The organism is Microbacterium sp. IEGM 1404 (genome assembly GCF_030056775.1).
Taxonomy (GTDB): Bacteria; Actinomycetota; Actinomycetes; order Actinomycetales; family Microbacteriaceae; genus Microbacterium.
Genome location: NZ_JASHKP010000003.1, coordinates 770922 through 793152 on the forward strand (window position 1 = coordinate 770922; position 22231 = coordinate 793152).

The window sequence follows — 22231 nt, forward strand, 5'->3', positions numbered from 1 at the left end:
GCACAGGCGAAGGGGGCGTGCCCTCCCAGGTCGATCGGGGTAGGGGCCCTGTTCTCGACCTGGGAGGGCATGCCCCCGTAGCCGGTACCCCAGAACAAGCGACCTACGTGACGGGACCCGTCCACTTCTCGCCCGGCCCCTTGCCGATCGGGTCGGGGATGACCGAGGCCTCGCGGAAGGCGAGCTGGAGCGAGCGGAGGCCGTCGCGCAGCGACCGCGCGTGCATGTCGCTGATCTCGGGGGCGCCGGCGGTGATGAGTCCGGCGAGGGCGTTGATGAGCTTCCGAGCCTCGTCGAGGTCGGTCTGCTGCTGCGGGTCGTCGGCGAGTCCGACCTTGACCGCGGCGGCGCTCATGAGGTGCACGGCGGTGGTGGTGATGACCTCGACGGCGGGCACGTCGGCGATGTCGCGGGAGGCGGAGGCGGAGACGCGCTCCTGCTCCTCCCACCGCGCGAGCCGCTCGGCATCCTGTGAAGAAAGGGCGTCGTCGGGGGGAATCGTGTCCACGTGGTTCTCTCTGCTAGACTGTGGCGGGCTTCGGAGCGTTCTGCTCCGTACGAAAGAGGATCACATCCCACCCGCGCTTGCCGCTCCAGGCTACCGGGTTCCCGCACTCCGCTTCGTCTTGCACGGAGTCGCCTGGGTGCAGAAGCCGGTGCCGAGAGCACCGTGCCGGGTGGTTCGTCTCCTCTTCGCCCGTGATCCCCCAGGATCGCGGCGGCCGTCATCAGCAGACAAGAGGAGTCCCGCATCAGCGATCCCCGCACCAACGAGCGCATCCGAGTCCCGGAGGTCCGTCTCGTCGGACCCAACGGCGAGCAGGTCGGCATCGTCCGAATCGAAGCTGCGCTGCGCCTGGCCCAGGAAGCGGACCTCGACTTGGTCGAGGTCGCCCCGAGCTCCAAGCCGCCCGTGGTCAAGATCATGGATTACGGCAAGTTCAAGTACGAGGCCGCTCAGAAGGCCAAGGAAGCGCGACGCAACCAGGCGAACACCGTCCTCAAGGAGGTTCGGTTCCGTCTGAAGATCGAGGCGCACGATTACATCACCAAGCTCAAGCGCGCCGAGGGCTTCCTCCAGGCTGGCGACAAGGTCAAGGCGATGATCCTCTTCCGTGGCCGCGAGCAGTCCCGTCCCGAGCAGGGTGTGCGTCTGCTGCGCAAGTTCGCCGAAGACGTCGCCGAGTTCGGCACGGTCGAGTCGAACCCGACGATCGACGGTCGCAACATGGTCATGGTGGTTGCTCCTCACAAGAACAAGTCCGAGGTCAAGACCGAGCAGAACGCGCAGCGCGCGGCGAACCGCGAGGCGGCACGCAGCGCCGCTCGTGGCGACTCGGCCCCCGAGGGCACCGCTGAACCGGCACCCGCCGAGTAAGCTCCCCGACTCCCGCTCCGCCGGGAAACCCAACGAAGGAAGACAGATGCCGAAGCAGAAGACCCACTCGGGCGCCAAGAAGCGTTTCAAGTTGACCGGTAGCGGCAAGCTCATGAAGCAGCAGGCCGGCATGCGGCACAACCTCGAGGGCAAGGCCTCCAAGCGCACCCGTCGCCTGAACCAGGAGCAGGTCCTGGCCAAGGGCGACTCGAAGGTCGCCAAGAAGCTCCTCGGCCTCTGAGCGCCGACGCACGTTAGGAAGAATGAGAAATGGCTAGAGTCAAGCGGGCTGTCAACGCCCACAAGAAGCGTCGCGTCATCCTCGAGCGCGCCTCCGGTTACCGGGGTCAGCGTTCGCGCCTGTACCGCAAGGCGAAGGAGCAGGTCACCCACTCGCTCGTCTACGCGTACCGCGACCGTCGCAAGCGCAAGGGCGACTTCCGTCGTCTGTGGATCCAGCGCATCAACGCCGCGAGCCGCCAGAACGGTCTCACGTACAACCGCTTCATCCAGGGCCTCGGCCTCGCGGGTGTGCAGGTCGACCGTCGCATGCTCGCCGAGCTCGCCGTGAACGAGCCGGCCGTGTTCGCCTCGCTCGTCGCGACGGCCAAGGCCGCGCTGCCCAGCGACGTCAACGCCGCCAAGACCGCGTAATCACCGGTTCCACGAACGGGCGTCCTCCGCGGAGGGCGCCCGTTCGGCGTTTCTGCGCGGGTTCTCGGGGTTCATGCCGCTCGCGCCATACACTGGGGACGTGCTGGAGAACCCTCGTTCGCCGCGGGTGCGCGCCGTGGCCAAGCTGAGCAAGCGCGCCGCCCGGCAGGAGACCGGCCTGTTCCTCCTCGAGGGCCCGCAAGCCGCGCGCGAGGCTCTCGCCTGGGCGCCCGAGACGGTGCTCGAGTTGTACGCGACCCCCAGCGCCCTCGAGAAGCACACCGACGTGCGCGACGCCGCCGTCGACGCCGGTGTCGACCTGCAGTACACGACCGAGGCGGTTCTGGATGCCATGGCCGACACGGTCACCCCGCAGGGCATCGTCGCGGTGGCCCGCCAGTCGCCGACCGCCTTGAAGGACATCCTCGCCGAGGGGCCGACTCTGCTCGCGATCTGCGAGGAGGTGCGCGATCCCGGCAACCTGGGCACGATCATCCGGGCGGCGGACGCCGCCGGTGCGAACGCGGTGATCCTCACCGGACGCACCGTGGACCTCTACAACCCGAAGGTGGTGCGCTCGACCACGGGGTCGCTCTTCCACCTCCCGGTCGCCGTGGACCTCGAACTCGCCGATGTCGTCGCGCGCGTGCACGAGGCGGGGCTGCGCGTGGTCGCCGCCGACGTCGGAGGTGACGATTTCGTGGCGTCGCGAGACCTGCTCAGCCGTCCGACGGCGTGGCTGTTCGGCAACGAGGCCCGCGGCCTCGACGAGACCGCGCTGGCGCACGCGGACCAGTCGCTGCGGCTGCCGATCTACGGGCGTGCGGAGTCGCTGAACCTCGCCACCGCCGCCAGCGTCTGTCTCTACGAGACGGCGTTCGCGCAGCGCGCCGGGTGATTCCGCTGTTACAGAACGGTTAAGGCGCGCGCCACGGTGTGGTTGCTTTCTGATCGGTCTCATAGGGTGGGCGAATGGCATCCGTTCCCCCGGCGGGCCCCGAGCCCCTTGTCGTCCTGTCCGACGTGCAGAAGCACTACGGCCAATTCCAAGCGCTGAAAGACATCGATCTCACGGTCGATCGCGGCGAGGTCGTGGTCGTCATCGGCCCGTCCGGGTCGGGCAAATCGACCCTCTGCCGCACGATCAACCGTCTCGAGACGATCACCAGCGGCTCGATCACGATCGACGGCGACCCGCTGCCCGAAGAGGGCAAGGGCCTCGCGAAGCTGCGCGCCGACGTGGGCATGGTCTTCCAGTCGTTCAACCTCTTCGCCCATCTGACGATCCTCGAGAACGTCACGCTCGGCCCGATCAAGGTCCGCAAGATGAAGAAGGCGGATGCCGAGAAAGAGGCGCGCGCGCTTCTGGATCGCGTCGGCGTGGGCCACCAGGCCGACAAGCTGCCCGCGCAACTGTCCGGCGGACAGCAGCAGCGCGTGGCCATCGCCCGCGCCCTGGCCATGAAGCCGAAGGTCATGCTGTTCGACGAGCCCACCTCGGCCCTCGACCCCGAGATGATCAACGAGGTGCTCGACGTCATGGTGGGGCTCGCGGCTGACGGGATGACCATGATCGTCGTGACCCACGAGATGGGATTCGCCCGCAAGGCCGCGAACCGGGTGGTGTTCATGGCCGACGGCCAGATCGTCGAGCAGGCCGCGCCCGAGCAGTTCTTCACGCGCCCGCAGTCCGATCGAGCGAAGGATTTCCTCTCGAAGCTCATCACCCACTGATCGCGCGCGGAACGACGGTGTTCCGCTGCCCGCACCGCCTCCGGCCGACCCGACGTGCCATCCCCCTGTATCCCCTCCGAACAGCACACGTAACCAAGGAGACATCACATGCGTAAATCTCGGCTTCTCGCGGGCGTCGGCGTCATCGCCGCCGGCCTGCTCGCTCTCACCGCCTGCAACAGCGGTACCCCCGGTTCGCCCGACGCCGGTTCCGGCGAGGGTTCCTCCGACGCCCCGGTGTGGGGCGAGGTCGCGTCGAACGTGACCATCGACGGCAGCCCCACGTTCGAGAAGATCAGCTCGGCGGGCAAGGTCGTCATCGGTGTGAAGGAAGACCAGCCGGGCCTCGGCTACCTCGACCCCGTCACGGGGGAGCGCAAGGGCTTCGACGTCGACATCGCGCGGTGGATCGCCGCGTCCCTCGGGTACGACCCGGCGGACGAGTCCAAGGTCGAGTACAAGGCCATCGCATCGGCCAACCGCGAGCAGGCGCTGATCAACGGCGACATCGACTACTACGTCGGCACCTATTCGATCACCGACAAGCGCAAGGAGCAGATCTCCTTCGCCGGTCCGTACTTCCTCACCGGCCAGGGCCTGCTGGTGGCGGCCGACAATGACACGATCACCGGCAAGGACTCGCTCACCGCGGACACCACGGTGTGCTCGGTGACCGGCTCCACGCCGATCCAGCGCATCCGCGAGGAGACTCCCGCGAAGGTCGTCGAGTTCGACACGTACTCGCAGTGCGTCGAGAAGCTCAAGAACGGCGAAGTGGATGCCGTGACCACCGACGAGGCCATCCTCCTGGGCTACGCCGCGCAGGATCCCGACAACCTCAAGATCGCGGGCGAGCCCTTCAGCGAGGAGCGCTACGGCGTCGGCCTGGCCAAGGGTGACACGGCGTTCCAGGAGTTCGTGAACACGCTCTTCACCGATGGTGGGTCGACCTGGCAGGCGATCTTCGAGAAGAACCTCGGCGCCTCGGGCGTCGAGGGCAAGCAGCCCGCGGTCGACGCCGCCGATTGAGCACACGGTGCGGGCGGCGTGAGCGCGTCGCCCGCACCCTCGACCTCGTCGATCACGAGAAGACAGGAATCAAGCGGTGAATCAGATCTTCGACTACCCCGACCTGTGGGCGCAGGCGCTGTGGGGAACCGTCGTCCTCTTCCTGGGCGGAGGGGCGATCGCCATCGTGCTCGGGTTCGTCGTCGCGGCCATGCGCGTCTCGCCGGTACCGATCGCTCGTGCGGTCGGCGCGGTCTACGTGAACTGGATCCGCAACACCCCGTTGACCCTCGTCCTGTTCTTCTTCGCGTTCTGCGTGCCGCTCCTCGTGGACGTGCCCCGCGGCTTCTTCCTGCCGCTGGCGGTCTGCGGCATCGGCATCTACACCGCGACCTACGTCGCCGAGACGATCCGGTCGGGGATCAACACGGTGCCCGTCGGGCAGGCCGAGGCCGCCCGGGCCCTGGGTCTCAGTTTCGGTCAGGTGATGACGCTGGTCGTCCTCCCGCAGGCGACCCGCTCCGTGATCCCCCCGATGGTGAGCGTGTTCATCGCCCTCCTGAAGAACACCACCGTCGCCTCGGGCTTCTCGGTCGTCAACCTCGGCAACATCCGCGCCAACATGAGTGAGAACGGCGAGAACCAGCTGGTGACGATCGTCCTGGTCATGGTCATCTTCGTCCTGCTCGTGCTGGTGCTCTCGGCTCTGCAGAACGCCGCCGAGAAGAAGTGGAAGGTGGCCCGATGAGCTCCTCCGTCCTCTACGATCTCCCCGGCCCGCGCGCGCGTGCGCAACCGGCTCCTCGGCGCGCTCACCCTCGTGGCGGTGGCGGGGATCATCGGTTTCGTCGTGTGGCGGTTCATCGACACCGGGCAGTTCTCCGCGACGAAGTGGAACGTCTTCACCTACACCGCGATCTGGGTGCGCTTCGGCGAAGCCACCCTCGCCACCCTGTCGGCCTTCGCGGCCGCGGCGGTCGGTGCGCTGGTGCTCGGATTCGTCCTCGCGATCGGGCGCCTGTCCGACCACGCCTGGGTTCGCATCCCGGTCGGCTGGATCGTGGAGATCCTCCGCGCCGTGCCCGTGCTGGTCTTCATGCTCCTGCTCTACTACGGTCTGCCCGTCATCGGCATCCGCCTCTCGCCCTACTGGGCCGTCGTGATCGCTCTCATCGCGTACAACGGGTCGGTTCTGTCCGAGGTCATCCGGGCCGGCGTCGAGTCGCTGCCGCGCGGTCAGAGCGAGGCCGGTTACGCCCTGGGCCTTCGCAAGTCCAACGTGATGCGTCTGATCCTCCTGCCTCAGGCCATCCGGGCGATGCTGCCGGTGATCATCGCGCAGCTCGTGGTGACGCTGAAGGACACGGCGCTCGGCTTCATCATCACCTACCCCGAACTGCTGTACTTCGCGCGGCAGCTCGGCTCGAACGGCGAGTACGGCTCGCCGCTCATCCCCGCGGCCATGATCGCGAGCGTGATCTACGTCGCCATGTGTCTGGCGCTGTCGTACGCCGCGCACCGCGTCGAGATCGGCCTGCGCCGTTCGCCGCGCGCAGCGCGTGTCGCGGGCGCCGAGCCTCCCGGCCAGACCGGCACCGACACCGAGCTCATCGTCGCGCAGCGCGGGGCGGGCAAGAACGACCCCGGTTCGGCGGCCTGACGCGCTCGCCGTCTCGACAGACGGGCGGGGGAGCATCCCCGCCCGTCGGTAGACTCGGTTCTCGTGTCCGACGCACCTGAGATCACCCCCGAGGCCGTCGCCTCCGCCGTCGATGCCGCGCTCGCCGCGGTCGCCGGTGCCGCGACCACGGCCGACCTGAAGGCCGCCCGCTCCGCACATGCGGGGGAGCAGTCGCCGCTATCGCGACTGAACGCCCGCCTGCGTGACGTCGCCCCCGAGAACAAGGCCGCTTTCGGCAAGCTCGTCGGGCAGGCGCGCGGCCGGGTGAATCAGGCGTTCGCGGTCCGTGAGGGCGAGCTAGCCGAGGCGGAGACCGCGGCGCGGTTGGAAGCGGAGCGCGTCGACGTCACAGCACTGCCGCAGCGTGCGCGGGTGGGCGCACGTCATCCCATCTCGCTCCTGCAGGAGCAGGTGTCCGACATCTTCGTCGGCATGGGGTGGGAGATCGCCGAGGGTCCCGAGCTCGAGCACGAGTGGTTCAACTTCGACGCACTGAACTTCGACGTCGACCACCCGGCGCGGCAGATGCAGGACACGTTCTTCGTCGACCCCGTCGCGCGACACCTGGTGATGCGCACGCACACGAGCCCGGTGCAGGTGCGATCGATGCTCGAACGCGACCTCCCGATCTACGTCCTGTGCCCGGGCCGGGTCTACCGCACCGACGAGTTCGACGCGACGCACCTCCCCGTCTTCACGCAGTTCGAAGGACTCGTGGTCGACAAGGGCATCACGATGGCCCACCTCAAGGGCACCCTCGACCACGCCGCCCGCGTGCTCTTCGGGCCCGAGGCGAAGACCCGGTTCCGCGCCAACTTCTTCCCGTTCACCGAGCCGAGCGCCGAGCTCGACCTGTGGCACCCCACCTTCAAGGGCGGTGCGCGATGGATCGAGTGGGGCGGCTGCGGAATGGTGAACCCCAACGTCCTGCGTGCCGCGGGGATCGATCCCGAGGAGTACTCGGGCTTCGCCTTCGGCATGGGCATCGAGCGCACGCTCATGTTCCGCAGCGACGTCCAAGACATGCGCGACATGGCCGAGGGCGATGTCCGTTTCAGCGAGCAGTTCGGAATGGTGGTCTGATGCGCGTCCCGCTCTCCTGGTTGCGCGAGTACGTCGACGTGCCGGCGGATGCCGCACCGGACGACGTCCTGGCGGCCCTGGTGTCGGTCGGTTTCGAAGAAGAGGACGTTCACCGCTTCGAGCTGTCGGGTCCCGTCGTCGTCGGCGAGGTGAAGGAGTTCACCCCCGAACCGCAGTCCAACGGCAAGACGATCCGGTGGTGCCAGGTCGACGTCGGCGAGGAGCACGGCGGCATCCGTGGCATCGTCTGCGGAGCCGGCAACTTCTTCGAGGGCGACAAGGTCGTCGTGACGCTTCCGGGTTCGGTCCTTCCCGGACCTTTCCCGATCGCCGCGCGCAAGACGTACGGTCACGTGTCCGACGGCATGATCGCGTCCGCCAAGGAACTGGGTCTCGGCAGCGAGCATTCCGGCATCCTGCGTCTGGTCGAGCTCGGCATCGACGCCCCGGTGGGAACCGACGCCATCGCGCTGCTCGGGCTCGACGACGTCGCCGTCGAGATCAACGTCACGCCCGACCGGGGGTATGCCCTCTCCCTGCGCGGTGTCGCCCGCGAGTACTCGCACGCGACCGGCGCCGCCTTCCGCGACCCGGGCGCCGGCCACGACGCCGCGCGGGAGCGCACGCCCCACGGGTTCCCGATCTCCGTCGACGACGCCGCGCCGATCCGCGGACGCGTCGGGGCGAGCCAGTTCGTCGCGCGCATCGTGCGCGATGTGGACCCGTCGCGCCCCACGCCGCCGTGGATGATCACGCGCCTGTCCCTGGCCGGCATCCGATCGCTGGGTGTGCTGATCGACATCACCAACTACGTGATGCTCGAACTCGGCCAGCCGATCCACGGCTACGACCTCGACCGCCTGCAGGGTGGCATCACGGTCCGCCGTGCGACCGCGGGCGAGAAGCTCGAGACCCTGGACGGCCAGGTCCGCACCCTTCACGTCGAAGATCTCGTCATCACCGACGAGTCCGGCCCGATCGGCCTCGCCGGCGTCATGGGCGGCGGCCCGACCGAGATGAGCGACGCGACCCGCAACGTGCTCATCGAGGCGGCCACGTTCGACCAGGTCTCGATCGCGCGGACCGCGCGTCGTCACAAGCTGCCTTCGGAGGCGTCGCGACGTTTCGAGCGCGGCGTCGACCCGCTCGTCGCCTTCGTCGCCGCGGAGCGCGTGGCGACCCTCATGGTGGAGCTGGCCGGTGGCACGCTCGACACCTCCCTCGGGGGCTCGCTCGCGGAGAGCTACACCCGCGAGGCGATCGCGCTGCCCCGGGAGTTCGTCCCGGGTCTCATCGGCGTCGAGTACACCGACGACGAGACGGAGCGCGCCCTGCGCCTCATCGGCGCGACGGTCGACCGGAGCGAGAGCGGATGGAGCGTCGTGCCCCCGTCGTGGCGCCCCGACCTCACCGACAAGTGGACGCTCGCCGAAGAGGTGGCCCGTATCGAGGGCTACGACCGCATCCCGTCGGTGCTCCCGACCCCTCCCTCGGGGCGCGGGCTCACCCTCGCCCAGCAGGGGCGCCGGCGCGTCGCGAACGCTCTGGCTGCGGCGGGGTTCGTCGAGACGCCGTCGTTCCCCTTCACCACCTCCGAGCAGAACGATCTGCACGGATCGCCATCGGGCGAAGCGCTGCCGAGCGTGAAACTCGCCAACCCGCTCGACGGGCTGGCGCCGTTCCTACGCCGCTCGCTGGTGCCCGGTCTGCTGCAGGTCGCCCACCGCAACCTCTCGCGGGGCATCGTCGATCTCGCCCTGTTCGAGACGGGTACGGTCTTCCTGCCGAAGCCGGGGGTGCAGTACGGCACCTCCTCGGTCCCGCCGCTCGCGGTGCGGCCGGATGCCGCGACGTTGACGGCACTCGACGCGTCGATCCCGCCGCAACGTCGGCACGTCGCCGTGCTGCTGACGGGGAACCTCGTCGCCAAGCAGCCGGGGCAGGCGGCCGTCGCGGCCGACCTCGCCGACGCGGTGGACGCGGTGCGCGTGCTGGCCGGAGCGGCCGGCGTCGACGTGGAACTGGTCCAGGCACAGCGTGCGGCGCTGCATCCGGGCCGTACGGCGCGGGTTCTGGTCGCGGGTGTCGACGTGGGCTACGTCGGTGAGCTGCTGCCTGCCGTGGCCGCCGCGGCCGATCTCCCGGGGTGCGTGCTGGTGGCGGAACTCGACCTCGATGCGCTTCTCGAGCGCGCGCAGTCTCGGGTGGTCGCGGCATCCCTGTCCGGCTTTCCGGCGGCCACGCAGGACGTGTCGGTCGTCGTGCCGGTCGGGGCCGCCGCGGGCGAGGTGCGGGCTGCGCTGCTCGAGGGCGGTGCGCCGCTGATCGAGGGCGTGCGGCTGGTCGATGACTACCGCGGGCCCGGCGTTGCGGACGGAACGAAGAGCCTGACGTTCGCCCTGCGCTTCCGTGCGGCGGATCGGACGCTGACGGCGGCCGAAGCGACGGAGGCCAAGATGAGTGGCGTCGCGGTGGCGGCGGAGCGTTTCGGCGCCGCCATCCGGGACGGCGAGGCGAGCGTCTGATCTGCTTCGGGCGGGCGCTGTCCGGGGGAGCCCGGAAAAGTGCCTGCCCTCATCGCCGACGAGGGGGCAGTCGGAAGTGGTCGGCGATGAGGGCAGGTGTCATGAGCATACCCCCAATTTGTCCCCCATATGGGGGACAAGCTGAAAGAAGTCGATGCGTCTTCTTTTCGCCGGCCCGGACGGGCGTCCCGCGCGGTGGATTTGCTCCGGCGCGGCCGCGGCGGATACCCTCGCGGAATGTCGTCGATCGTCGTCCGCAACGAGGAGCTCTCCGTGAGCACCGTTGCCGTGCGTCGACGTCGGGCCGCACGCCGAGTTTCGGCGACCTCGTAACCCGCCGTCGGTCGGGCATACGGGCGTCGCCGCCCCGGTTCACGCTGATCACAGCCACAGCCCCGACTTCTAAGGTGGATCCATGACCCTCTCGGTCGCCGTCTCCGGCGCCTCCGGCTATGCGGGCGGCGAGATCCTCCGCCTGCTCGCCGATCATCCCGACATCGAGATCCGCACCGTCACCGCGCACGCGAACGCGGGCCAGGCGCTCATCTCCCACCAGCCGCACCTGCGCTCGCTCGCGCACCTCGAGCTCCAGGCCACGACTCCGGAGGTGCTCGCCGGGCACGACGTGGTCTTCCTCGCGCTGCCGCACGGTCAGTCGGCCCAGTACACCGAAGCCCTCCGCGACACCCCGCTCGTCATCGACGCGGGAGCCGATCATCGGCTCACCTCCGCCGCCGACTGGGCGGCTTTCTACGGCGGCGAGCACCCCGAGCCGTGGGCGTACGGCGTTCCCGAGCTTCCGATCGCCGGCGGCAAGCAGCGAGACCTCCTGCGCGGCGCCGCGCGGATCGCCGCTCCGGGATGCAACGCCTCCACCGTCGCCCTCTCTCTGGCACCCGGCGTCGCCGCCGGGGTCATCGATCCGGGCGACATCGTGTCGGTGCTCGCGGTCGGACCGAGCGGTGCCGGCAAATCGGCCAAGGTGAACCTCCTCGCGAGCGAGATCCTCGGCACGGCCAACCCCTACGCGGTCGGCGGCACGCACCGGCACATCCCTGAGATCCGGCAGGCTCTGGCCGCCGCGGGCGCTCCGGCCGACGGCATCCGGGTCTCGTTCACGCCCGTGCTCGTGCCGATGGCGCGCGGCATCCTGGCGACCTCGTCCGCTCCGATCCGCTCCAGGGTCTCGGATGCCGAGATCCGAGCCGCGTGGGAGGACGCCTACGCGGGTGAGCCGTTCGTCGAGGTCCTGCCCGAGGGGACGTTCCCGCGGACGGCCGACGTGCTCGGCGCGAATGTCGCGTCGCTCGGACTCGCGATCGACCGCGCGGCGAACCGGGTCGTGGTCGTCGCCGCCGTCGACAATCTGGTCAAGGGAACCGCGGGCGCCGCGGTGCAGTCCCTCAACATCGCGCTGGGTCTTCCCGAGACCACGGCCCTTCCCCTGAACGGAGTCGCCCCGTGAGCGTGACCGTCCCCGCAGGATTCGAAGCGGCCGGCGTCGCCGTGGGGCTGAAGTCCACCGGCGCGCGTGATGTCGCCGTCGTCGTCAACCGCGGTCCGCAGAAGGTCGGGGCGGCCGTCTTCACCACCAACCGCGCCAAGGCCAACCCGATCCTGTGGTCGGAGCAGGTCGTGAAGGACGGTGTCGTGGAGGCCGTCGTGCTCAACTCCGGCGGAGCGAACTGCTTCACCGGGTCCTTCGGTTTCCAGACCACTCACCAGACCGCCGAGCGCGCGGCCGAGCTGCTGGGCGTCGGAGCGGGCGACGTCGTGGTCTGCTCGACGGGTCTCATCGGCACCGGCGACGAGGTCTTCCGCGCCAAGGTGCTCGACGGGGTCGAGAAGGGCGTCGCGGCGCTGTCGGTCGACGGCGGCGAGGACGCGTCGCTCGCGATCATGACGACCGACTCCCGTCCCAAGCGTGCGGCGCACGTCGGAGAAGGCTGGAGCATCGGCGGGATGGCGAAGGGCGCCGGCATGCTCGCGCCCGGGCTCGCGACGATGCTCGTCGTGCTGACCACCGACGTGGTGCTGGACGCGTCCGAGGCCGATGCCGCGCTGCGTGCCGCGACGCGGGTGAGCTTCGACCGTCTCGACTCCGACGGCTGCATGTCGACCAACGACCAGGTCACTCTCCTGTCGAGCGGGGCCAGCGGCATCCGGGTGGATGCCGCCGAGTTCGCCGCCGCGCTGACCGCGGTGTGCGACGATCTCGCCGCTCAGCTGCAGAGCGACGCCGAGGGCGCCAGCCACGACATCACCATCCGGGTCGTCGGCGCCGCGACCGAGGACGACGCCGTCGAGGTGGGCCGCTCGATCGCCCGGAACAACCTCTTCAAGGCCGCGATCTTCGGCAACGACCCGAACTGGGGCCGCGTGCTCGCCGCCATCGGCACCACGCAGGCCGCGTTCGATCCGTACGACGTCGACGTGTGGATGAACGGAGTGCGCGTGTGCTCGGCGGGCGGCCCCGACCGTCCGCGCGAGGAGGTCGACCTGACCCCCCGCGCGACCGATCTCGTCGTCGACCTCCGCGTCGGCGACGCCGCGGCCACGATCCGCACGAACGACCTCACCCACGACTACGTCCACGAGAACAGCGCCTACGCCTCATGAGCGATATCGATATCCAGGACACCGATCCGGCCGCGGCGAGCGAACGGGCGGTGACTCTCGTCGAATCGCTGCCGTGGGTGCGCAAGTACCGCGACCAGGTGGTGGTGGTGAAGTACGGCGGCAACGCCATGGTCAGCGATGAACTGCAGGACGCCTTCGCGGCCGACATCGCCTACCTCCGTTACGTCGGGGTGAAGCCGGTCGTCGTGCACGGCGGCGGTCCGCAGATCTCGTCGATGCTCGACCGGCTCGACATCCCGAGCGAGTTCCGCGGCGGCTACCGGGTGACCTCCACCGAGGCGATCGGGGTCGTGCGCATGGTCCTCACGGGGCAGATCAACCCGCAGCTGGTCGCCAAGGTCAACGCGCACGGGCCGCTCGCGACAGGTCTCAGCGGAGAGGATGCCGGACTCTTCGGCGGTCGTCGCCGCGGTGTCGTGGTGGACGGCGTCGAGCATGACCTCGGGCGGGTGGGCGACGTCGTGACCGTCGACCCGCAGCCCGTGCTCGACCATCTCGCCGCCGGGCGGGTGCCGATCGTCTCCTCGATCGCACCCGACCTCGACAACCCGGGCGCATCGCTCAACGTCAACGCGGATGCCGCAGCTGCGGCCCTCGCGGTGGCGCTGAACGCGAAGAAGCTGGTCGTGCTGACGGACGTCCCCGGCCTGTACGCCGACTGGCCGAACCGCGACTCGCTCGTCTCCCACCTGACCTCGACGGAGTTGCGCGCGATGGTGCCGACACTCGAGTCGGGCATGATCCCGAAGATGCAGGCGTGCCTCGACGCCGTCGACGGGGGAGTGCCCACGGCCGCGATCATCGACGGCCGCGTGCCGCACTCGGTGCTCGTCGAACTGTTCACCAGCAAAGGAATCGGAACGGAGGTGGTCGCGTGAACGCGGACACGACACAGGAATCCCACGGCTCGCGCGGCCCGTCCTGGCAGGAGGATGCCGGGCGCGACCTCGTGCGCAGCTTCGGCGACCGCATGGCGCTGTTCGTGCGTGGTGAGGGTGCCTACGTCTGGGACGACGGCGGCAAGAAGTACCTCGACTTCCTCGCCGGGATCGCGGTCGACGCTCTCGGCCACGCCCACCCGGCGTTCGTCGAGGCGGTGTCGACGCAGGCGGCGACCCTCGCGCACGTCTCGAACTACTTCGCCACGCCCCCGCAGTTGGCGCTCGCCGCGCGGCTGAAGCGACTCGCGGGCACCGGGGAGTCCGGCCGCGTCTACTTCGCCAACTCGGGCGCCGAGGCGAACGAGGCGGCGTTCAAGCTGGCCCGGCTGCACGGGCGCGGAACCGACCGCACCCGCATCCTGACGCTCCAGGGCGGTTTCCACGGGCGCACGATGGGTGCTCTCGCGCTCACCGGCAAGCCCGCCCTGCAGGCCGACTTCCTGCCGATGGTGCCCGGCGTCGAGCACATCGAGGCGACGGTCGAAGCCCTCGAGGCGGCGGTCGACGAGCGCGTCGCCGCGTTCATCGTCGAGCCCATCCAGGGCGAGGCCGGTGTGGTCGAACTCCCCGAGGGGTACCTCGAGGCGGCGCGCGAGATCACGGCCCGCCACGGCGCGTTGCTGATCGTCGACGAGATCCAGACGGGGGCGGGTCGTACCGGTGCCTGGTTCGCCTTCCAGCACGCGGGAATCGTCCCGGATGCCATCACGGTCGCCAAGGGCATCGGCGGCGGGTTCCCGATCGGCGCGCTCATCACGTTCGGGGCGGCCAGCGACCTGTTCTTCCCGGGCACCCACGGCTCGACGTTCGGCGGCAATGCGCTGGGAACCGCCGTCGCCGGCGCCGTCCTGCAGGAGATCGAGTCCGCCGGTCTCGTCGACAACGCCGCGCGGCGCGAAGCACAGCTCCGTGAGCGGATCGCGGGCCTGGCATCGCCGCTGGTCGCCGGCGTGCGCGGCCGCGGGCTGCTGCTCGGCGTCGCGCTGGCCCACCCGGTCGCGAAGGCCGTGGTGGCGGCTGCGCAGGAGCACGGGCTGATCATCAACGCCGCCAACGACGAGACCATCCGTCTCGCCCCGCCGCTGATCATCGGGGATGCCGAGATCGCGGAGTTCCTCGCGCTGTTCCGCGCGTCGTTGGCCACGGTGGCCGACGCCCTCATCATCGACGAGTCCGCCGATCGGGCGGCCGAAGGAGTACCCGCGTGACCCGCCACCTGCTGCGCGACGACGACCTCACCCCTGCCGAGCAGGGCGAGATCCTCGACCTCGCCCTCGAGCTGAAGAAAGATCGCTGGGCGCAGAAGCCCCTCTCCGGCCCGCAGACCGTCGCGGTCATCTTCGACAAGTCCTCGACGCGCACCCGGGTGTCGTTCGCGGTCGGCATCGCCGACCTGGGGGGCTCTCCGCTGATCATCTCCACCGCGAACAGCCAGCTCGGCGGCAAGGAGACGCCCTCGGACACCGCACGCGTCCTGGAACGCCAGGTCGCGGCGATCGTGTGGCGCACATACGCTCAGGCGGGGCTCGAGGAGATGGCTCGCGGCACCCGTGTCCCGGTCATCAACGCCCTCAGCGACGATTTCCACCCGTGCCAGCTGTTGGCCGATCTGCTCACGATCCGCGAGCACAAGGGCGAGCTGCGCGGGTTGACGCTGTCGTTCTTCGGCGACGGTCGGAGCAACATGGCTCACTCCTACGTCCTGGCCGGTGTGACCGCCGGCATGCACGTCCGGGTCGCCTCGCCGGCGGATTACTCCCCTCGTGCCGACGTCATCGCGGATGCCGAGCGCATCGCCGCCGCGACCGGCGGATCGATCTCGCTGACCACCGACCCCGAAGCCGCGGCATCCGGAGCGGATGTCGTGGTGACCGACACGTGGGTGTCCATGGGCAAGGAGGAGGAGAAGATCGCGCGTATCCGCGATCTCGGCGGCTTCAAGGTCACCTCCGAGCTGATGGCGCGGGCCGACGACGCGGCGATCTTCATCCACTGCCTCCCGGCCGACCGCGGGTACGAAGTCGACGCCGAGGTGATCGACGGTCCGCAGAGCGTCGTGTGGGACGAAGCCGAGAACCGACTGCACGCCCAGAAGGCGCTGCTGGTGTGGCTGCTGAGCCAGGACTGATCTCGCGGACGGGTCGGGCGTGGCGTCGTTTCGACGGACCCGCCCGACTCGTCGGCATCGATCTGGCTCGCGGGCTGGCGGTGCTCGGCATGCTCGCCGCGCACCTGCTCACGATCGATCCGCTCGTCCTCGATGATCCGTCGACCTGGCTCGACATCGTCAACGGACGCTCCTCGATCCTGTTCGCGACGCTCGCGGGTGTCTCGATCGCTCTCGTCACCGGTGGGTCTCGACCGCCCGAGGGGGCCGCTCGCTCGCGCGCGGCGGCGCGCCTGGCCCTGCGCGGGGCTCTGCTCTGGGGGATCGGCATCCTGCTGGTGATGACGGGCGTCCCGGTATACGTGATTCTTCCCGCCTACGCGCTGCTGTTCGCCCTCTCGCTGCCGTTCCTCGGGCTTCGCGCGGGGAACCTCTTCCTGGCGGCGGCGCTCGTCGCCGTCGTGATGCCGTGGGTCTACCCGTTCCTCGACGCCGCTCCGATCTGGAGCGGGCGCGCGGGGGAGGACCTGCAGGCCCTCGTGGGGTGGGCGTACCCCTTCCCGGTGTGGATCGCCTTCCTGCTCGCGGGGATGGGTGTCGGGCGCCTGGACCTGCGGCGGCTCGGCGTGCAGGCGGCGCTCACGGTCGTGGGCGGCGCGGTGGCGGCGTGCGGGTACGGCGTCGCGACCGCCACGGCGGCGACGGTCGCCGAAGCCGGTCCCTATCTCGCCGCGGTCTGGACCGCCGAGGCGCACTCGTCGGGTCTGTGGGAGGTCGTCGGCTCGGGCGGATTCGCCGTCGCGATGATCGGGCTGTGCCTGCTGGTCTGCCGCACTCCGCTCCGATGGGTGGCGATTCCGCTTCGCGCGGTCGGCTCCATGCCTCTCACCGCGTACGTCCTCCAGATCGTCGTGTGGGCGGTGTTCGCGGCCGTGCTGCTCGGCGACACGTCCGATCTGTCCGGTGTGCGCGATGCGGGTCTGTTCCTGCCGCTGACTCTCGGAATCGTCGTCGGGTGCACCGCCTGGGTGCTGTCCTGGGGGCGCGGGCCGCTGGAAGCGGTGATCGACGGCGTCGTCCGTCGCGTCGTCGGTCCTGCTTCCCGATCGGATGCCGCGCCTCCGGCGTCCGCGGACTGAGCGGGCCGGGTGGTGTCCGACGCTCTCGCTAGGCTGGGACGCATGAGCACCGAGACCGGCCAGGGTACGAACGAGGGCGCGCTGTGGGGCGCCCGTTTCTCCGGCGGGCCCTCTCCCGAGTTGGCGGCGCTCAGCCGCTCCACCCACTTCGACTGGGACCTCGCGCTGTACGACATCGCCGGCTCGCACGCGCACGCTGCCGCCCTCGAGGCCGCCGGGTATCTGTCCGCGGATGAGGCACGCGACATGCACGCCGGGCTCGACGACCTCGCCGAGCGCGTGCGTTCGGGTGCGCTCGTGGCGGCCCCGGGCGACGAAGACGTGCACGGTGCCCTCGAGCGGGTGCTGATCGAGACGGTGGGTCCGGCCCTCGGGGGCAAGCTCCGCGCGGGTCGCAGCCGCAACGACCAGATCGCCACGCTGGTGCGTCTGTACTTGCTCGACCACGCCCGCACCATCACGCGCGAACTGCTGCGACTGATCGACGCGCTGGTGTCGCAGGCATCTGCGCACGAGTCGGCCATCATGCCCGGCCGTACCCACTTGCAGCACGCGCAGCCGGTCCTCCTCGCGCATCATCTCCAGGCGTACGGCTGGGCGTTCGTCCGCGGGATCGAGCGCCTGCGCGACTGGTCGGTGCGCGCGTCCGTCTCGCCCTACGGCGGAGGCGCGCTCGCCGGAGCGACTCTCGGCCTCGACCCTCAGCTCGTCGCCGACCGGCTGGGCCTCGCACGCCCGGCCGAGAACTCCCTCGACGGTACGGCGTCGCGCGACGTGGTCGCGGAGTTCGCCTTCATCACCGCGATGATCGGCGTCGACCTGTCCCGCCTGGCCGAAGACGTGATCCTGTGGAACACGCGCGAGTTCGGGTTCGTCACCCTCGACGACGCGTACTCGACCGGTTCGAGCATCATGCCGCAGAAGAAGAACCCCGACATCGCCGAGCTCGCGCGCGGCAAGGCGGGGCGGCTCATCGGCAACCTCTCCGGTCTCCTGGCGACGCTCAAGGGGCTCCCCCTGGCCTACAACCGCGACCTGCAGGAGGACAAGGAGCCGGTCTTCGATTCGGTGCGCACGCTCGAGCTCGTTCTGCCCGCGTTCTCAGGCATGATCTCGACCCTGCGATTCCACACCGATCGGATGGCGGAGCTCGCCCCGCAGGGCTTCTCGCTCGCGACCGACGTCGCTGAGTGGCTCGTCCGGCAGGGCGTGGCCTTCCGCGACGCCCACGAGATCTCCGGAGCACTGGTGCGCACGTGCGAAGAGCGGGGGATCGGTCTCGAGGATGCCGACGACGCGTTGCTGGTCTCGGTTTCGCCGTCGCTCACGCCCGAGGTTCGCGACGTGCTGACGATCCAGGGCTCGGTGGCCAGCCGCACGGGCGCCGGTGGCACCGCACCGGACCGTGTGTCCGAGCAGCGCACCGAACTGGTGTCCCGCGCGCAGGCGGCCGCGCATGATCTCGGGTTCTGAATAAGCAAAAAGCTTATAAATCCGTCCCCATAAGCCATAAGCTGTTCACATGATCGCCGCCGTCATCGCCGACATCGTCCGTTCGCGCGAGTTGGACGACCGCAGCCGTGCGCAGAGCGCGATCCACGCCGCCGTCGCGCGAGCGGAGGCCGATGTCCCGCTCGCACTCGCGCCGCTCACCGCCGTCGTCGGAGACGAGCTGCAGGGGGAGTACCCCACGATCGCCGCCGCGGCGGCCGCCCTCCTCCTGGTCCGCCTCAACCTTCCCGACGGGGTCGAGTGCCGGTTCGGCGTCGGGATCGGTGAGGTGCGTCCCGTCGAGGTCGACGGCCGGGCGATTCCGGAGGGGCCCGCGTGGTGGGCGGCGCGGACGGCGATCGAGCGGGTCGAGGCGATGCAGCAGCGGGCGGTTCCCCACGCCCGCACCTGGTTCGAGGCGCAGGAGCACACCGGTGCGAGGGTGCTCGAGAGCGTCGCGCTCGCGAACGCGTACGGGTTGTCGCGAGATCAACTCGTGTCGTCGATGAGCGAGCGGACGCGACGTCTGACGTACGGCCGGTGTCTGGGGCGATCGCAGCGCGAGCTCGCCGCCGATGAGGGAATCACCCAGTCGGCTGTCTCGCAGGCGCTGGCCTCCGCCGGGTCGGTGGCGATCGTCGAGGGGTTCCTCGCCCTCCGGGCGGGGGTGTCGTCGTGATCGCCGCGGCCCTGCTGCTCCTCGCCGTCGGTGGCGTGGACCTTCTGCGCCGGCTGATCGCGCATCGCCGGAGGGCGATCTTCGCCGTCGCGGGCGTCCTGCTGGTGGCGCTGTCGGCCGGGGCGGATGCGGTCGTCGCCGGTATCCTCGCCGTGGCGGTCGCGGCGATCTGGACGTGGGTCGTTCCCGAGTCGGGTTCGGCGCGCGCGGGCCTGTGGCCGGTGGGACTCCTCGGGATCGCGGTCGCCGCGTGCGTGGTCGTCGCGCCCGCTCGTCCCCATCCGGGACTCCTCGGCGCAGGCTGGGAGGCGTACGGGCCGCGCGCGGACGTCTCGTTGGACGCGGTGCTGCTCGTGGCGGGGTGCCTGCTGTTCCTGCTCGAGTCCGGCAATGCCGTGGTCCGCATCGCGCTGCGCGCCGAGATGGGGGAGCGTGTGCTGCCCCCGTCCGGCGAGGCACCGACCACCCTCAAAGGCGGCCGCCTGATCGGTCCGCTCGAACGGATCCTCGTCTTCGCCCTGACCCTCGCAGGGGCGTACACGCTGCTGGCCGCCGTCCTCGCGGCGAAGGGGATCGTGCGGTTCCCCGAGATCTCCCGCGACGGCGAGGGCGGAGATCGGGCGGAGTACTTCCTCATCGGCAGCCTCGTCAGCTGGGTGACCGCGCTCGCGGCCGCCTTCGTCGTGTGGTGGGGCGTCAGCGGCGCGTGACCCGCCCGCCATCCTGGCCGCGTCGTCGCCGCTGATAGCCTGAAAGGGTGTCCGTTCCCTCCGACGAGCTTTCCGTTCGCGCCCTCGAGCCCGCCAACGACCCCGCGTTCGATTCGGTGTGGGACGAGCTGGTCTGGCGCGGTCTGATCCACGTCTCGACCGACCAGGACGAGCTGCGCCAACTGCTGTCCGGACCGCCGATCGTCTTCTACTGCGGCTTCGACCCGACCGCGCCGAGTCTGCACCTCGGAAACCTCGTGCAGCTGCTCACGATGCGGCGACTCCAGCTCGCGGGGCACCGCCCCCTGGGCCTCGTGGGGGGCTCGACGGGGCTGATCGGCGACCCCCGTCCGACGGCGGAGCGGACGTTGAACACCCGGGAGACGGTCGCGGAGTGGGTCGACCGGCTGCGGACGCAGGTGGAGCGCTTCTTGAGCTTCGAGGGCGACAGCGCGGCGCGGATGGTCAACAACCTCGATTGGACCGCACCGCTCAGCGCGATCGATTTCCTCCGCGAGATCGGGAAGCACTTCCGCGTCGGGACGATGCTGAAGAAGGATGCGGTCAGTGCCCGCCTCAACTCCGAGGCCGGGATCAGCTACACGGAGTTCAGCTACCAGATCCTGCAGGGCATGGATTACCTCGAGCTCTTCCGCGCGTACGGTTGCGTCCTGCAGACCGGCGGGAGCGACCAGTGGGGCAACCTCACCAGCGGCACCGATCTGGTGCGCCGCGTCGAGGGGGAGTCGGTCCACGCGATCGGCACTCCGCTGATCACCAACAGCGACGGAACCAAGTTCGGCAAGAGCGAGGGCAACGCGATCTGGCTGGATGCCGACATGTGCAGCCCGTGGACGATGTACCAGTTCTGGCTGAACACCGACGACCGCGACGTCGTCGACCGCCTGAAGGTGTTCACGTTCCTCACGCGAGCCGAGATCGAGGAGCACGCGCGACTGGTCGACGAGGAGCCGTACCGTCGTGCCGGGCAGAAGCGCCTCGCGCGCGAGGTCGTCACGACCGTCCACGGCCCGGATGCCGCCGACGCGGTCGTCGCGGCCACTGAGGCATTGTTCGGCCAGGGCGACCTGATGGCTCTGGATGCCGCGACCCTGCGGAGCGCCCTGGAGGAACTCCCGCACGCGTCCCTGCCCGCGGGGGCGACGGTGCTCGATGGACTCACGTCGACGGGTCTCGTGAGCAGTCTGAGCGAGGCGAGGCGTGCGATCGCACAGGGCGGTGTGTCGCTGGACGGGCAGAAGGTGACCGCGGACGACACCCCGGTTACCGGCTCGCTGCCCGGCGGCGTCTCGGTCCTGCGGCGCGGCAAGAAGACGTTGGCCGGAGTGTTCGTCGGCTGATGCCTTTCACGCCGAGCCATGCCGTCGTCGCGCTCCCTTTCGTGCGCACGCGGCTGGTGCCGGCGGCGATCGCCATCGGGGCGATGACCCCCGACCTGCCGTTGTTCTTCCGCGGCATGTGGCCCGACTACTCCCTGACCCACGATTTCGCCTGGGTGCCGGTCACCACGGTGCTGGCAGTGCTGCTGCTTCTCGTCTGGCGGTGCGTTCTCCGCCCCGCCGTTCGCGAGCTCTCCCCGCGGGTGGTCGCCGAGCGTCTTCCGGACCGATGGGATGCCGGCTTCCGCGACGGTCTCCGCGAAACGCTCGGCGGGGGACCGGTGGCGCTGATGTGGCTGCTCGTCTCGCTCGCGTTCGGAGTCGCGACCCACATCCTGTGGGATCTCTTCACTCACGAGGGTCGTCTGGGCGTCGCTTTGATGCCGTCGCTGGACGACCAATGGGGCCCCCTTCCGGGAGTGAAGTGGCTGCAGTACGGATCGGGCGCGTTCGGGCTGATCGTCCTCACCGCCTATGGACTCGTGTGGACGGCACGACGGGGGATCGTTCCGGTGCGGCGGGTGCTGCCGACTGCGGTGCGTGTCCTGTGGTGGGTATCTCTGCCGGCCGCTCTCGTCGTCGGCGGAGCGATCGCGGTGTTCATGAGCGCCGCCCAGGGCGCGGTGATGTCCCCGACCGCACTGATCTACGGAGTTCTGACCCGCATTGCCGCGGCATGGGCGATCGCGTCCCTTCTGCTGGCCGTCACGGTTCAAGTCCTGCGTCGGCGCGAGATCCGCGTGTTTCCGCGGATTTCGAGTCGCGACACGCCCGGGATGAGGCGCTGATTGGACGAGTCGGCCGTATCCGCGTAACTTATTACTTGTTCGCCCCACAGGGGAGAGCGGAGCGGCCGAAAGGCCCCGCGTCCTCTCAAGCGGTGAGCCACCCCGATCAGAACTTGTGAGCTTCGGCTCGAGGGTCTAAGATCGGATTCTGCCACTCGGCACTTGTCTTCCAAGACTGAATCTTCTGATTCGACTTGTGAACTATGACTGGTGTGTGGCGTATAAGGTAGTGAAGTTGCCTCGCGGGTAGGTCGAGAGATCGTTTCTGTGGGT

General features: G+C 69.7%; 22 protein-coding genes. 21 read left to right on the forward strand and 1 reads right to left on the reverse strand.

Going from position 1 to position 22231, the window contains the following annotated elements:
* Nucleotides 1–103 precede the first annotated feature (103 nt).
* Entirely contained in the window at nt 104–508 is a 405-nt protein-coding gene (locus tag QM517_RS14295) for a DUF1844 domain-containing protein (RefSeq protein ID WP_374114693.1), read from the reverse strand.
* A 243-nt stretch (nt 509–751) separates the two neighbouring features.
* Here QM517_RS14295 and infC point away from each other — a divergent pair, with 243 nt between their 5' ends.
* The 21 genes from infC to QM517_RS14400 all read left to right on the forward strand — a co-directional run bounded on the left by infC (nt 752) and on the right by QM517_RS14400 (nt 21958).
* On the forward strand, nt 752–1378 hold the full coding sequence (gene infC / locus QM517_RS14300; RefSeq protein ID WP_076490814.1) for a translation initiation factor IF-3: 627 nt from the start codon (nt 752–754) through the stop codon (nt 1376–1378).
* A gap of 46 nt (nt 1379–1424) precedes the next feature.
* The gene (gene rpmI / locus QM517_RS14305) at nt 1425–1619 is read left to right on the forward strand and encodes a 50S ribosomal protein L35 (RefSeq protein WP_013583375.1); all 195 of its coding nucleotides are present in this window, start codon (nt 1425–1427) and stop codon (nt 1617–1619) included.
* Between the two features lie 29 nt (nt 1620–1648).
* Entirely contained in the window at nt 1649–2032 is a 384-nt protein-coding gene (rplT, locus tag QM517_RS14310; protein ID WP_063257942.1) for a 50S ribosomal protein L20, read from the forward strand.
* Nucleotides 2033–2132: 100 nt separating this feature from the next.
* Nucleotides 2133–2930 carry a TrmH family RNA methyltransferase gene (locus tag QM517_RS14315; RefSeq protein ID WP_283288270.1) on the forward strand — a complete coding sequence of 266 codons (798 nt, stop codon included), beginning with the start codon at nt 2133–2135 and terminating at the stop codon, nt 2928–2930.
* Nucleotides 2931–3004: 74 nt separating this feature from the next.
* On the forward strand, nt 3005–3766 hold the full coding sequence (locus tag QM517_RS14320) for an amino acid ABC transporter ATP-binding protein (protein WP_077050151.1): 762 nt from the start codon (nt 3005–3007) through the stop codon (nt 3764–3766).
* 108 nt (nt 3767–3874) lie between these two features.
* A complete protein-coding gene (locus QM517_RS14325) occupies nt 3875–4795 on the forward strand; it encodes a glutamate ABC transporter substrate-binding protein (protein WP_283288271.1) in 921 nt (306 codons plus the stop codon).
* Nucleotides 4796–4871: 76 nt separating this feature from the next.
* A complete protein-coding gene (locus QM517_RS14330; RefSeq protein ID WP_077050149.1) occupies nt 4872–5522 on the forward strand; it encodes an amino acid ABC transporter permease in 651 nt (216 codons plus the stop codon).
* Nucleotides 5523–5561: 39 nt separating this feature from the next.
* Nucleotides 5562–6434 (forward strand): amino acid ABC transporter permease, encoded by an 873-nt coding sequence (locus QM517_RS14335; protein ID WP_283288272.1) that lies wholly within the window; start codon nt 5562–5564, stop codon nt 6432–6434.
* A gap of 63 nt (nt 6435–6497) precedes the next feature.
* Nucleotides 6498–7538, forward strand: a complete 1041-nt coding sequence (gene pheS, locus QM517_RS14340; RefSeq protein ID WP_283288273.1) for a phenylalanine--tRNA ligase subunit alpha — start codon at nt 6498–6500, stop codon at nt 7536–7538.
* A complete protein-coding gene (gene pheT / locus QM517_RS14345; RefSeq protein WP_283288274.1) occupies nt 7538–10063 on the forward strand; it encodes a phenylalanine--tRNA ligase subunit beta in 2526 nt (841 codons plus the stop codon). Before pheS ends, pheT begins: the two co-directional genes overlap by 1 nt.
* 415 nt (nt 10064–10478) lie before the next feature.
* Entirely contained in the window at nt 10479–11528 is a 1050-nt protein-coding gene (gene argC / locus QM517_RS14350) for an N-acetyl-gamma-glutamyl-phosphate reductase (RefSeq protein ID WP_283288275.1), read from the forward strand.
* Nucleotides 11525–12682, forward strand: coding sequence for a bifunctional glutamate N-acetyltransferase/amino-acid acetyltransferase ArgJ (gene argJ, locus QM517_RS14355; protein WP_283288276.1), 1158 nt, complete (start codon nt 11525–11527; stop codon nt 12680–12682). The genes argC and argJ overlap by 4 nt, the downstream gene beginning before the upstream one ends.
* Nucleotides 12679–13581: an acetylglutamate kinase gene (gene argB / locus QM517_RS14360; RefSeq protein ID WP_077050143.1), complete on the forward strand. Its 903-nt coding sequence runs from the start codon at nt 12679–12681 to the stop codon at nt 13579–13581. Before argJ ends, argB begins: the two co-directional genes overlap by 4 nt.
* Nucleotides 13578–14852 (forward strand): acetylornithine transaminase, encoded by a 1275-nt coding sequence (locus tag QM517_RS14365; RefSeq protein WP_283288277.1) that lies wholly within the window; start codon nt 13578–13580, stop codon nt 14850–14852. Before argB ends, QM517_RS14365 begins: the two co-directional genes overlap by 4 nt.
* Nucleotides 14849–15772: an ornithine carbamoyltransferase gene (argF, locus tag QM517_RS14370; protein WP_077050141.1), complete on the forward strand. Its 924-nt coding sequence runs from the start codon at nt 14849–14851 to the stop codon at nt 15770–15772. The genes QM517_RS14365 and argF overlap by 4 nt, the downstream gene beginning before the upstream one ends.
* A complete protein-coding gene (locus QM517_RS14375; RefSeq protein ID WP_283288278.1) occupies nt 15751–16890 on the forward strand; it encodes a heparan-alpha-glucosaminide N-acetyltransferase domain-containing protein in 1140 nt (379 codons plus the stop codon). The genes argF and QM517_RS14375 overlap by 22 nt, the downstream gene beginning before the upstream one ends.
* 42 nt (nt 16891–16932) lie before the next feature.
* The gene (gene argH / locus QM517_RS14380) at nt 16933–18363 is read left to right on the forward strand and encodes an argininosuccinate lyase (RefSeq protein ID WP_283288279.1); all 1431 of its coding nucleotides are present in this window, start codon (nt 16933–16935) and stop codon (nt 18361–18363) included.
* Between the two features lie 49 nt (nt 18364–18412).
* Nucleotides 18413–19060 carry a SatD family protein gene (locus QM517_RS14385; RefSeq protein ID WP_283288281.1) on the forward strand — a complete coding sequence of 216 codons (648 nt, stop codon included), beginning with the start codon at nt 18413–18415 and terminating at the stop codon, nt 19058–19060.
* On the forward strand, nt 19057–19770 hold the full coding sequence (locus QM517_RS14390; RefSeq protein WP_077050138.1) for a hypothetical protein: 714 nt from the start codon (nt 19057–19059) through the stop codon (nt 19768–19770). The genes QM517_RS14385 and QM517_RS14390 overlap by 4 nt, the downstream gene beginning before the upstream one ends.
* Before the next feature lie 47 nt (nt 19771–19817).
* Entirely contained in the window at nt 19818–21131 is a 1314-nt protein-coding gene (gene tyrS / locus QM517_RS14395; protein WP_308208909.1) for a tyrosine--tRNA ligase, read from the forward strand.
* Nucleotides 21131–21958 carry a DUF4184 family protein gene (locus QM517_RS14400; protein ID WP_283288283.1) on the forward strand — a complete coding sequence of 276 codons (828 nt, stop codon included), beginning with the start codon at nt 21131–21133 and terminating at the stop codon, nt 21956–21958. The genes tyrS and QM517_RS14400 overlap by 1 nt, the downstream gene beginning before the upstream one ends.
* Nucleotides 21959–22231: the final 273 nt, after the last annotated feature.